Raw genomic sequence first — 11,873 nt, forward strand, 5'->3', positions numbered from 1 at the left:
ACCGGCGCACCCCACGCCCCGTGCCACCACCGCACCGGGCCCCACCCCGGGACCCGCACCACGGGCTCCGGCCGTCGTGGGACGGCGTACCCCCGCCGGGCCCGCGGCGGGAGCCGCGCCGGGCCCCGGACGGGCCGGCTCCGCGGCGGCCGTACAGCGCTCCGTGCCGGAGCCCCGGAACCCCTCGCGGGGCACCGCCGCCCCGTCGGACGGGACAGAGCAGAAGGACGGCGGCGGGCCGACCGCGCGGAAGGAGGCGCGGAAGGACGACGGCGAACCGGCGGCACCCGGCGGCGACGCGATCCTGCAGGCCCTGGAGCGCCGGCACGTCGACGCGCTGGCCCACCGGCTCGTCGGCCCGCTGGGCAGGCTGCTCCGGGCGGAGCTGCGGCTCGGCCGGGAACGCGCCGGCCGGTTGCTGGACGGTGGGCCGTGACCCCCGCGCGACGCGGTCGCCTCCGGCCCGCCGCCCCCGTGACCACGACCGCCAGCAGGACCGCCACCAGGACGGAGAGTACGCGCCATGCCGCCCACGGACCCGGGCACGAGCGTCCACTTCAGGCTGCAGATCGACGGCATCGACCTCGGCCCGTTCAACACCTGTACGGGGCTGGGCGTCCAGGTCGAGACGGAGCAGCGGACGGAGGGGGGCAACAACGACTTCGTCTGGCAGTTGCCGTCCCGGATCACCTATCCGCCCGTCACCCTCACCCGGCCCCTGACGCCCGACTCCGCCAAGGTGATGCGGTTCCTCGCCTCCCTGCCGCAGCAGGTCAACCGCGGCACGGCCCAGATCACGGCGCTGCGGCCCAACCTGGCGGAGACCATCGTCCAGTGGTCCCTGCGGGACGTGGTGGTGGTGGGCTGGACCGGGCCGTCGTTCGACCCGGCCCGCTCGGAGGTGGCGACCGAGAGCATCGAACTGGCCCACCACGGCTTCCTGTGAGCCCCGCCCGGTGCCAGTCCCCGACACGACGAGCAGGAGGAACCGCGCGATGGCCACTCGGGCACGTGCCAGGCTGACGGCGTACGAGCCCCCCAAGAAGCCCGGCAGTCCGCCCGGCGGGATGCTGGGGGCGCCGGTCTCGTTCCAGTTCAACCCGGACACCCTGACCCTGAGCAAGGGGGCGCAGTGGATCCGCCACCGGGCCAGGAGCGCCCGGCAGGTGGGCGTCCCCGAGTTCACGGGGTCGCTGCCGCGGCAGCTCACCGTCGAGCTGTTCCTGGACGCCACGGCCACCCATGACACCAGCGTCCAGAAGGGCGTGGAGACCCTGCTGGGCTGGTGCGTGCCCACGGCGCGGAGCATCGCGGCCAAGGCGGCGTCGGCGCCCCGGGTGAAGTTCTCCTGGGGGTCGTTCGACAGCGTGTCCTTCTTCGGTTACCTGGAGGAGGTCAACGCCACCTACTCGCTCTTCGACTCCGACGGCACTCCGCTGCGGGCGACCTGCGGCATCCGGCTGACCGAGGCCGGCGATCCGACGCCCCGCCAGAACCCCACCTCCGGCTCCCCCGACACCCGCCGCACGCACCGGCTGGTGGTGGGCGACTCGCTGGAGATGCTCGCCCACCAGGAGTACGGCGACGCGACGGCCTGGCGGGTGATCGCCGAGGCCAACGGGATCGACGACCCGCAGCGGCTGCGCCCCGGCACGGAGGTCCTGATCCCCTCGGTGGACGAGCTCGGAGGCCCGGAGCGAGGTGACCGGTGAGCACCGGGGAGAACACCAACACGTTCACCGTCAGGGCCCCCGGCGCCCTGCCCCCGCCCTGGGACGGGGCACCGGTCCGTGTGGACGTCGAGGAGAGCAACGCCCTGCCCGCCGTGGCACAGCTCCGCTACCCGGACCGGGACCGGACACTGCTGAAGGACACCGGCATCAGGATCGGCACGCCGCTGGAGGTCAGGGCCAGGCCCGGCGAGGGCTCCGGGGAGTTTCCGCTGTTCACCGGCGAGGTGGTGTCGGTGGAGGTCGAGTACGACGGGGTGGGGAGCTTCACCACCGTGCGGGCGATGGACCTCTCCCACCGGCTGCAGCGCGGCCGCAGGGTGGTGGGCTTCGTGGGCCGGAAGGCGTCCGACATCGCCAGGGAGGTGGCCGCGGCGGCCGGGATCCCGCTGGGGCGGATCGACCCGACCGCCACGGCCTATCCGCTGCGGACCCAGGCCAATGTGACCGACTGGGAGTTCCTCACCGCGCTCGCCCGGGAGAACGACCGCGAGATGGGCGTCAGGGACGGCAGGTTCTTCTTCCGCGCCCCGGTGCCCGCCGCCTCGGCGCCGGCACCGTCCACCGCGGTCGAGGAGAGCCCGGTCGGGATCAGGGTGGGCGAGAACGTGCTCTTCGTCCGCTCGTCGGTCACTTCCGTGAACCAGACCGCCAAGGTGACGGTGCGCGGCTGGGACGTCAAGCAGAAGAAGGGCCTGCGCGCCGAGCGGAGGGTGCGGGCGGGTGACGGGCTGCGCATCGGTGTCGATCCGCCGGAGGCCGTCGCACCGTTCGAGCGCGCCCGGCCCTCCGACACCCTGGTGACCGACGTCCCCTACCGGACCGATGCCGAGGTGAAGGCGGTGTCGACCGCGCTCGCCGCCGACCTGGCCGACTCCGTGGCCGAACTGGAGGCCGTGGTCCTGGGCAATCCGCGGCTGCGGTCCGGCACGCCGGTCCTGCTGGACGGCGCGGGCAAGCCCTTCGACGGCAAGTACACCGTCACCGCCAGCCGGCACACCGACGAACCGGGCACCGGCTACCAGACCTGGGTCACCGTCAGCGGACGGCAGGACCGCACCCCGTACGGCCTGGCCGCGGGGGCGTCCGCCGCGGCCCGCTCGCCCCGCGTCCCCGGCGTCGCCGTCGGCATCGTCACCGACGTGAAGGCGCCGCGCGCGCTCAGGGACCAGGGCTGGGTGCGGCTGAAGCTGCCCTGGCTGTCGGACGACGCGGGCCGGGAGCGCGCCTACGTGACCGACTGGGTGCGCACCGTCCAGTTGGGCGGGGTCGGTGGCGGCGGGGTCTTCAGCCCCGAGGTGAACGACGAGGTCCTGGTCGCCTTCGAACAGGGGATGATCGACCGGCCCTATGTGATCGGCGGCCTCTACAACGGGATCGACAAGCCCACCCCGGACCGGCTGGCGCTGGTGGACGGCAGCAGCGGCAGGGTCAACCGGCGCTCCTTCACCTCCCGCGGCGGGCAGCGGATCGAGCTGCTGGACGCCGTGCCCGGCCCCTCCGGCGTCCGGCTGCGCACCCGGCAGGACCGGCTCACGGTGCACCTGGACCAGCAGAACACGGTGATCACCGTGCACAGCGACGGCCGGGTCGCCATCTCCGCCGCCCAGGAGGTCACGGTCACCGGCACGGGCATCGTCCTGGACGCCGGGCGCGGGGACCTGAAGCTGACCGGGCGGTCGGTCTCGGTGAACGCCAGGAGGGGACTGGAGCTGGACGGCGGCGCCCGCTGCTCCGTGAACGCGAGGATCGTGGAGATCAACTGATGGCCGAGCAGTTCATCGGATCGGGGTGGGCCTTCCCCCTGCGCACCGGCGCCACCGGAGGCATCGCCCTGGTCTCGCGCGACCGGGAGATCACCGAGTCCGTGCGGCTGATCCTGGCGACCGCGCCGGGAGAGCGCCCCATGCGGCCGGAGTTCGGCTGCGGCATCCACGACCACGTCTTCGCCCCGGCGGACGAGAACACCGCCGGGGCGATCTCGTACGAGGTCCGCCGGGCCCTGGACCGCTGGGAGCCGCGGATCGAGGTCACCGAGGTCGACGTGGTCGTCGACACGCAGCGGCGCGGCACCCTCTACATCGACATCCGCTACGTCCACCGCGGCACCAACGACCCGCGCAACCTGGTGTTCCCCTTCTACGTGATCCCCTCGCACGACGCCGGGGCGGCGGGCGGCCCCCGGGACCGGGAGGGTGTCCGCTGATGGCCCTGCCCGCGCCCCACCTCGACGACCGCCGTTTCCAGCAGCTCGTCGACGACGCCAAGCGGTACGTCCAGCAGCGGTGCCCCGAGTGGACCGACCACAACGTCTCCGACCCCGGCGTCACCCTGATCGAGGCGTTCGCCCACATGACGGACCAGCTCCTGTACCGGCTCAACCGGGTGCCGGACAAGAGCTACCTGGCCTTCCTGGACCTCCTCGGCATCACCCTCTTCCCGCCGACCGCGGCCAGGACGCGGGCCACGTTCTGGCTCTCCGCCCCGCAGGCCGCGCCGGTGGTGCTCCACGAGGGGACCGAGATCGCCACGGACCGCACCGAGACCGAGGAGGCGCAGGTCTTCGCCACCACGGCCGACCTCACCGTGGAGCCCTGCGCGTTCGTCCACCTCCTCACCCACGAGGAGGGCGGGCGGCCCGTGGAGCGGACCGACCGGGTCCTGCACGGGGAGGACGTCCCCTGCTTCACCGCCGCCCCGGTCCCCGGGGACAGCATGCTCATCGGGCTGTCCGCCGCGGTGCCCCGCTGCGCCGTGGTGCTCCGCCTGGACAGCAGGGTCGAGGGCGTCGGCGTCGACCCGCGCCAGCCCCCGCTGCGCTGGGAGGCGTACGACGGCGCCGAGTGGCGTCCCTGCGAGCTGGACGAGGACACCACCGGCGGGCTCAACCGGCCCGGCGACGTGGTGCTGCACGTGCCCGCGGACCACGCGCAGGCCGTGATCGCCGGACGCCGGGCCGGCTGGCTGCGCTGCCGGGTGGTCCCGGCCGAGGCGGACCAGCCGTTCTACTCCGCCTCGCCCACCGTCCGCGGCGCCGAGGCGTTCACCATCGGGGGCACCACGGAGGTGCTGCACGCCGAGACCGTGGACGAGGAGGCCCTCGGGCAGTCCGACGGGACGCCCGGCCAGCGCTTCGCGGTCGGCAGGCCCCCCGTGCTCCTGGACGCCGATCCCTTCGTGGTGAGGGTCTCGGACGGCGACGGCTGGCAGGAGTGGACCCGTGTGGAGTCCTTCGGCGCCTCCGGCCCCGGCGACCGCCACGTCCGCCTCGACCCGACCACCGGGGAGGTCGCCTTCGGACCGGCCGTGCGCGAGCCCGACGGCTCGCTGCGCCACCACGGCGCGGTACCGCCCAGGGGGGCGCGCATCCGGGTGCGCCGCTACCGCACCGGCGGCGGGCGCGGCGGCAACGTCGCCCGCGGGACCCTGACCGTGTTGCGCACCTCCATCCCCTACGTGTCCCGGGTGGAGAACCGCGAGGCGGCGTCGGGCGGCGTCGACGGCGAGACCGTGGAGAGCGCCAGGCTGCGCGCACCGCTCCAGTTGCGCGCCCAGGACCGGGCCGTGACGGCCGCCGACTACGAGCTGATCGCCCGTCAGGCCGCCCCCTCCGCCGCCCGGATCCGCTGCGTACCCGCCGGTGGCGGTGCCGAGGCCGGAGGGGTGCGGGTGCTCGTGGTGCCCGAGGTGGTCGCCGACGTCGGCGACCGGCTCCGCTTCGAGCAGTTGGTGCCGCCCGACGGGATGCTCGCCGACATCACCGCCCACCTGGACGCGCGGCGGCCGGTGGGTGCGCGGCTGCTGGTCCAGCCGCCCTTCTACCAGGGCGTCACCGTGGTCGCGCGGATCGTCGCCGCTCCCGGCACCGCCGCCGGGCGGCTGCGGGAGCGGGCGCTGGACGCGCTCTACCGCTACCTCAACCCCGTGGTCGGCGGCCCCGGCGGCGACGGCTGGCCCTTCGGCCGCCCCGTGCAGACCGGCGAGGCCCACTCGGTGCTGCAGGGCGTCCCCGGGGTGGAGCTGGTCGACGACGTGCGGATCTTCTCCGCGAACCCGCTCACCGGGGAGCGCAGCGACGTCGGCGACCGGATCGACCTGGAGCGCCATGCGCTGGTCTTCTCCTACCAGCACCAGATCAGGGTGGAGGAGCGATGACGGAGCGCTCCCCGGTGCCGCAGCGGCGGTCCTCCCGGCGCCACGGCGTCGAGGGTCTGCCCACCCCGCACCCCTTCGGCGAGCGGCTGCCCGGCCCCTACGCCGGGGACGACTTCGCCCAGCGCTTCGTCTCGGCCTTCGACGAGGTCCTCGCGCCCGTCCTGTCCGTCCTGGACTGCCTGGAGGCCTACTGGGATCCCGAGCTGGCCCCCGAGGACTTCCTGGACTGGCTCGCGGGCTGGGTGGCGGCCGAGGTGGACGGGAGCCGGCCGCTCGCCGCACGCCGCCGGGCGGTGGCGCGGGCGGTGGAGCTGCACCGGCTGCGCGGGACGGCACGGGGGCTGGCCGAACTGGTGCGGGAGACCTTCGGTGTGGAGGCGGAGGTCACCGACAGCGGGGGCGCCGCGTGGTCGGCGTCACCGGGCGGCGAGCTGCCGGGGTCACCGGAGCCCTCGCTCCGGGTCCGGGTCCGGGCCGACGACCCGGACTCGCTGCCGGTGCCGAGGCTGGAGGCCCTCGTCGAGGCCAACCGCCCGGCCCATGTGCCGTGCACGGTCGAGCTGGTGGGCCGCGAGGAGCAGTGACGTCCCGTCCGTACGGGCGGGGCACGGGAGGAACGGCGGCGCGCGGGCTTCCGCGGGCCTCGACGGAAGGACGGGCCTGGCGGTGGTGACCTGCGAGCAGTGCGACGCGCCGGTGAGCGGCGGGGACTCCTTCTGCGGTGAGTGCGGGGCCTTCCTGGACTGGAGCGATCCCCCGCCCGCGCCGGCGGAGACGGCGGGCGCCGGTCCCGATGCGTCTCCCGTCCCCGGGCCGGACACCGCGCCGGCCCCGGCACCGCCGGCCGCCGGCCTCCCGGAGGACGGGCCGGACAGCCCGCCAGGGTCCGTCCCGCCGGCCGGTCCCGTGCCCGCGTCACCGCCACAGTCCGCCCCCGGGGCCGGTCCGGAACCGCCCCCCGCCTCCGCCTCCGGTCCCGCCCCCGGCGCCGAGCCGGCGTCCGCGTCCCCCGCCGGCGCCGTCCCCGAAGCGGCGGAAGGCGCCGCCTCCACGGCCGGCGCGGACCCCACCGGCACCCCCGGGCAGGGGGACGGCGGTGCCGGGGACGCGTCCGGTGCGGACTCCGCCCGGGCCGCCGCCCTGCTGGCTCCCGCCCCCAGGGGCACCCCGCGTCCGCGGTCCCGGCCCGGCGACCGGCCGCAACGGGTCCCGGCAGCCCCGTCCGGGGCGTCCGGGGAACGGCCGGTGGCGGTGCGCCCGGGCCGGGAGGCGGTCCGCCGTCCCCGGGTACGGGCGGTCGCCGACGAGTACGTCGGCTCCCCGGACGACGTGGCCTGCTCGGGGTGCGGCACGGCGAATCCGGCCGAGCGCTCGTTCTGCCGCCGCTGCGGCGCCCCGCTGGGCGGCACGCGGACCGCGGAGACGCGTCCGCCGTGGTGGAGACGCCTGCGGTGGCGCCGCACGCCCCGCCGGCGCGGACCGGCGGGGCGCCTCCGGCGGCCCCTCACCTGGCTGGCGCTGCTGCTCGCGGTGGTCGCGCTGGGATGGGCGGCGACCGTCTACGGGCCGTCGGCCGTCGACGCGCTGCGGGACCGGTTCAGCAAGCCGAAGTCCGTGCGTCCGGTGACGGTGACGGCGTCCAGCTCCGCCCCCGGCCATCCGGCGGAACTGGCGGTGGACGGCGCCTGGAACCGCTTCTGGGCTCCGGCGGCGGGCCGGGAACCGGGCGGGCAGTGGCTGGAGGCCTCCTTCGGGACGTCCTTCCGGCTGACCGACCTGGTCTTCCACCCCGGCAGTTCGGACCGGGCCGACGAGTACCTCAAGCAGGCGCGCCCGGCGTCGCTGACCGTCACCGCGTGGGACGGCGGCGGCAGGAAGGTCGGCGAACGGACCGTCACCCTGGAGGACAAGCCGGGCGAGCAGGCCGTCCGCCTGACGCTGGACGGCGTCTCCCGGGTCCGTCTGACGATCCGGTCGGCCCACGGGCAGCGGCCGTCCCGGCTGGTGGCCCTGGGAGAGGTGGAGTTCTTCCGGCGCGCCTGACCGCGCGACCGTACGCCCCCTTACTTCCCCGGTCTCCTCCGCCCTCTCCAGGGCCCCTCCGGCCGCCGAACTCTGCTACCTGTTCTGCCTCGTCGCCGGAGGGGTCCGGATGGTCTGCTGGAGGCGGCCGCGGCCTGCCGGGCTTCCACGGAGCGCCGGAACTCCGCGGTACGGGGACCGAGCCATGGGCCGGGCGGGCCCGCGGATGGAGGGGAGCGGCACTGTGTACAGGTCTTTCACCGATGCCGGGCCGACGGGCGTTCCCGAGAGATGGTCCGGGCCGCAGGAGGCCGTGGAGCCGCGGCCGGGTCCGGACGGAGTGCGCCGCCCGGACCCCGGGGGGCGGGCGGGGGAAGGGCGGGCGGCGGACGGTGCTCCGCCCGCGGTCCCGTGGCTGCCCGTCGTTGACGGGATCCCGGCGGCGGTGGAGATCCGCTGCCTCGGCGGCTTCCGCATCGCGGTCCGGGGCGTGGCGGTGGACTGCGGCGCGGTCCGGCCGAAGGCGCGCAGCCTGCTGCGGCTGCTGGCGCTGCGCGCCGGGACGCCCGTGCACCGGGACGCGCTGCTCGACGCGCTGTGGCCCGACCTCCCGCACGAATCCGGTGTGCGCAACCTCCAGGTGACGGTCTCCCGGCTCCGTGCCCTGCTGGAACCGGGGACGGGACGAGGATCGGCCACGCTGCTGGTCCGGGACGAGCACTCCTACGGACTGGCCCTGGGGCGGCGACTCACCTCCGACGTCCGCGAGTTCGACCGGTGGTCGGCCGCCTGCCTGCGGCCGGCCCACCGGTGGGGCACGGAGCGGCGGGCCGCGGGCCTGCGGGCCGCGCTGCACTGGTACGGCGGTGACCTGCTGCCCGAGGAGGGGTCCGCCGAGTGGGTGGCGGAGGAGCGCCGGCGGCTGCGCGGGCAGGCCGCCCGGCTGTGCGCGGCGCTCGCCGGATGCGAGCTGGAACTGGGCCGGGCGGACGCGTCGGCGGCGGTGGCCGAGCATGCGCTGGCACTCGACCCGTACCTGGACGGGGCCTGGCGGACGCTGATCGCCGCCCGGGAGCGGGTCGGCGATCCCGCCGCCGCGGAGAACTCCCGGCGCGCCTACGCCCGCACGCTGCGCGCGCTCGGTGTCGCCTGAGCCGAGACGCCATGGGCGCCATGGGTGCCGTGGGCGCCGTGGGCACCGCGGCCGTCGTCCCCGGTCGTCCCCGGGTGCGCGCCGGTCGGCCGCCGGTGGGGCCGCCCGCCTCCGGCGGCGCGGCCCGCTACCCGGCCGGCCGGCCCAGCACGGCGGCGATGCTCCACCGGGGACGCCGCGCGAGCCAGGTGGCGATCTCCCGCAGCGCCCGCGGCGACCCGGCGCAGAGGTCGAGCACGGCGTTCGCCGCCTCCGGCTCCCTGACCACCCGTTCCGGACCGACGAGCCGGGCGAACAGCTCGGCGGCCGCCACCCGGCCGAGGGGGCCGAGCCGCACCTCCCCGGCCCCGTACGGCCGCCCGTCGTACCGGTGTCGGCTGGTCAGCAGCACCGCGCTCGTCGGCGCCCCGGGCAGCAGCGGCCCGATACCGGCCGCGGGAGGCACGTCGTCCAGCACCACCAGCAGGCGCCGTCCGCTGGTGGACCGGCGGTAGAGCTCGGCGCGGGAGCCCGCGTCCCGCGGGATGGCCCCGTCCGGGACGCCCAGGCCGCGCAGCAGCCGGGCGAGCAGTCCGGCGGTGTCCGGCCGGGCACCGCGGCTCGCGCGCAGGTCCAGGTGGAGCTGTCCGTCGGGGAAGCACTTGCGCACCCGGTGAGCGGTGCGCAGGGCGAGGGCGGTCTTGCCGAGCCCGCCCTCGCCCGTGACCGCCACGACGGGCCCGCCCGCCCCGGGGGAGCCGGACGTGACGCCCCGGAGCAGCCGGCGGTGGAGCGCGGCCACCTCGATCGTGCGGCCGGTGAAGTCCGCGGGCGCCGGGGGGAGTTGAGCCGGGAGCGGATGCGGGAGGGGCCCCACCGCGTTCCGCGGCGTGTCCCGCTCCGGCGGTGCGGCACCGGCACGGACGCGCGCCCGGTCCCGGCGGGCCTCGGCGACCGCGACGAGGAAGCGCTCCCGGGCCTCGTCCGTCGGCGACAGCACCCGGATCAGGGACGCCAGCGACCGCTGCTGCGGGACGCGCACCCGTCCGGCCTCCAGGTCCCGCACCGCCCGGACGCTCATCCCCGCCGCCGCGGCCAGCGCCTCCTGGCTCAGGCCCGACTCGGCCCGGTGGGCCGCCAGCAGGTCCGCCAGCGAGTCCCGCGGGCGGGCCGTCCCGACCGCCGGCACCTCGCTGACATGCGTAGGGAAACTTCTGCGTAATCGAACGTGCACACTTTGTCGTTGCACGAAAGTATTGTAGGGATGCCTGAAAGGGCGCCCAGGCGCCGTTTCCCGGAGCCGCCGCGCTTCCGGGGGCGTGAGCGTCCGGTTCCGACGACCACCTGGCGGCCATGGCGACCCAGCACCCCCTGTCCACCGTCGGTTTCGGTTCCCTGCTGCGGAGAGCGCGCGGAGCGGCGGGACTCACCCAGCGTGAACTGGCCGCCGCCTCGGGGGTCAGCGTCCGGTCGGTCAGCGAGCTCGAAAGGGGCCGCAACCGCGGTCCCCATCGGGCCACCGTCGAGGCGCTCGCGGATGCCCTCGGCGTGCCCCGGCCGCTCCGTGAGGAGTTGCACCGCGCCGCCGCCGCGGGCCGGGCGGCCCGGCGGCGCGGTACGGCGTCCGCGCCTCCGGCTCCGGCCCCGGCTCCGGAGTCCGCGCGGCCCGCTTTCCCCGCCCGGCCGAGCCACTTCACCGGGCGCGAACGGGAGCTGGCCGGGCTGCGCCCGCCGGCCGCGGCAGCCGCCGAGGGCACCAACGGCACCGCCGTCGTCGCCACCGTCTCGGGGCAGCCCGGCGTCGGGAAGACCGCGCTGGCACTCCACCTCGCGCACGAGTACGCCGACCGCTTCCCCGACGGCCGGTTCCACCTCGGCCTGGGCGGCACCGGCGCCCGGCCGATGCGGTCCGGGGAGGCCCTCACCCGGCTGCTGAGGGCCATGGGCGCACCCGCGGACCGGATCCCGTGCGACGACGAGGAGCGCGGCGCCCTGTACCGGTCGCTGGCGCACGGCCGCAGGATGCTGCTGCTCCTGGACGACGCGGCCGGTGAGGGCCAGGTCCGGCCGCTGCTCCCCGGCGGTCCACGCTGCCTGGTGCTGGTGACCAGCCGGCGCACTCTCGCGGGTCTGGAGAGCGCCGCGCGGATCCACCTGGGCGTCCTGTCCACGGCGGAGGCGGTCCGGCTGCTGGACCGGACCGCCGGCGGCGGCACGATCGCCGCCGAACCCGGGGCGGCCGGAGAACTCGTCCGGCTCTGCGGCCACCTGCCGCTGGCCCTGGGGATCGCCGGCAGCCGTCTCGCCGACGCCGCCGGCCGGTCCGGTCCGGCCCCCGTACAGCGCCTGGTCGGGCTGCTGCACCACGAGGAGCACCGGCTCGACCGCCTGAGCCACGGGGACCGGCACGTCCGGACCGCCTTCGAGCCGTCCTACCGTCAACTGACGCCCCGGGCCCGTGAGGTGTTCCGTCTGCTGGCCCTGGTGCCGGGGCCCGACATCGACGCCGGGCTCGCCGCCTCGCTGACCGCCCTCACCCCCCTCGGCGCCGGGGCCGTGCTGGACGAGCTGGTCGACGCCGGGCTGCTGGAGCCCGCTCCGACGGCCTTCCGCTACCGCTTCCACGAGCTGGTGCGGATCTTCGCGGCCGAAGCGCTCCGCACGGAGGACAGCCCGGCCGGGAGGGCGGCGGCCGAGTCCCGCATGGCGGAGGAGCTGCTGCGCCGCGCCGCCGCCACGGGCCGGGCCGCCGCGGAGGGGGCCGGCGGCCGGACGGCGGCGGCCCCGCGGATCGTCTGCCGGAGCACGCACCCCGGTGCCGCGGACGCCGCCGG

Annotated in this window: 11 protein-coding genes; 10 read left to right on the forward strand and 1 reads right to left on the reverse strand. The window is 76.5% G+C overall.

Going from position 1 to position 11,873, the window contains the following annotated elements:
* Positions 1 to 163: 163 nt before the first annotated feature.
* From VE546_RS01965 to VE546_RS02005, 9 genes are all read left to right on the forward strand, one after another.
* A complete protein-coding gene (locus VE546_RS01965) occupies positions 164 to 436 on the forward strand; it encodes a hypothetical protein (protein ID WP_324917236.1) in 273 nt (90 codons plus the stop codon).
* A gap of 87 nt (positions 437 to 523) precedes the next feature.
* Positions 524 to 946: a phage tail protein gene (locus VE546_RS01970; RefSeq protein ID WP_324917239.1), complete on the forward strand. Its 423-nt coding sequence runs from the start codon at positions 524 to 526 to the stop codon at positions 944 to 946.
* Between the two features lie 49 nt (positions 947 to 995).
* Positions 996 to 1,712 (forward strand): peptidase M23, encoded by a 717-nt coding sequence (locus VE546_RS01975; protein WP_324917242.1) that lies wholly within the window; start codon positions 996 to 998, stop codon positions 1,710 to 1,712.
* Complete coding sequence (locus VE546_RS01980; protein WP_324917245.1) at positions 1,709 to 3,496, forward strand: VgrG-related protein; 1,788 nt, start codon at positions 1,709 to 1,711, stop codon at positions 3,494 to 3,496. Before VE546_RS01975 ends, VE546_RS01980 begins: the two co-directional genes overlap by 4 nt.
* Complete coding sequence (locus VE546_RS01985) at positions 3,496 to 3,936, forward strand: GPW/gp25 family protein (RefSeq protein WP_324917248.1); 441 nt, start codon at positions 3,496 to 3,498, stop codon at positions 3,934 to 3,936. The genes VE546_RS01980 and VE546_RS01985 overlap by 1 nt, the downstream gene beginning before the upstream one ends.
* Positions 3,936 to 5,885 (forward strand): putative baseplate assembly protein, encoded by a 1,950-nt coding sequence (locus VE546_RS01990; protein WP_324917251.1) that lies wholly within the window; start codon positions 3,936 to 3,938, stop codon positions 5,883 to 5,885. Before VE546_RS01985 ends, VE546_RS01990 begins: the two co-directional genes overlap by 1 nt.
* On the forward strand, positions 5,882 to 6,469 hold the full coding sequence (locus VE546_RS01995) for a phage tail protein (protein ID WP_324917254.1): 588 nt from the start codon (positions 5,882 to 5,884) through the stop codon (positions 6,467 to 6,469). The genes VE546_RS01990 and VE546_RS01995 overlap by 4 nt, the downstream gene beginning before the upstream one ends.
* 661 nt (positions 6,470 to 7,130) lie before the next feature.
* Positions 7,131 to 7,928 carry an NADase-type glycan-binding domain-containing protein gene (locus VE546_RS02000; protein WP_324917257.1) on the forward strand — a complete coding sequence of 266 codons (798 nt, stop codon included), beginning with the start codon at positions 7,131 to 7,133 and terminating at the stop codon, positions 7,926 to 7,928.
* A 424-nt stretch (positions 7,929 to 8,352) separates the two neighbouring features.
* On the forward strand, positions 8,353 to 9,060 hold the full coding sequence (locus VE546_RS02005) for an AfsR/SARP family transcriptional regulator (protein WP_324917260.1): 708 nt from the start codon (positions 8,353 to 8,355) through the stop codon (positions 9,058 to 9,060).
* A gap of 127 nt (positions 9,061 to 9,187) precedes the next feature.
* Here VE546_RS02005 and VE546_RS02010 read toward each other — a convergent pair whose 3' ends face one another.
* Entirely contained in the window at positions 9,188 to 10,228 is a 1,041-nt protein-coding gene (locus VE546_RS02010) for a helix-turn-helix domain-containing protein (RefSeq protein WP_324917263.1), read from the reverse strand.
* Between the two features lie 164 nt (positions 10,229 to 10,392).
* Here VE546_RS02010 and VE546_RS02015 point away from each other — a divergent pair.
* Positions 10,393 to 11,873: helix-turn-helix domain-containing protein (locus VE546_RS02015; RefSeq protein WP_324917265.1), on the forward strand; the 1,481-nt coding region annotated here is incomplete at its 3' end.

This window comes from Streptomyces sp. (genome assembly GCF_035644915.1).
Taxonomy (GTDB): Bacteria; Actinomycetota; Actinomycetes; order Streptomycetales; family Streptomycetaceae; genus Streptomyces.

What these genes read in the sequence shown, in the direction of transcription:
- VE546_RS01970 (WP_324917239.1), top strand. Translation starts at nt 524, where the DNA reads ATGCCGCCCACGGACCCGGGCACGAGCGTCCACTTCAGGCTGCAGATC.
- VE546_RS01975 (WP_324917242.1), top strand. Translation starts at nt 996, where the DNA reads ATGGCCACTCGGGCACGTGCCAGGCTGACGGCGTACGAGCCCCCCAAG.
- VE546_RS01985 (WP_324917248.1), top strand. Translation starts at nt 3,496, where the DNA reads ATGGCCGAGCAGTTCATCGGATCGGGGTGGGCCTTCCCCCTGCGCACC.
- VE546_RS01990 (WP_324917251.1), top strand. Translation starts at nt 3,936, where the DNA reads ATGGCCCTGCCCGCGCCCCACCTCGACGACCGCCGTTTCCAGCAGCTC.
- VE546_RS01995 (WP_324917254.1), top strand. Translation starts at nt 5,882, where the DNA reads ATGACGGAGCGCTCCCCGGTGCCGCAGCGGCGGTCCTCCCGGCGCCAC.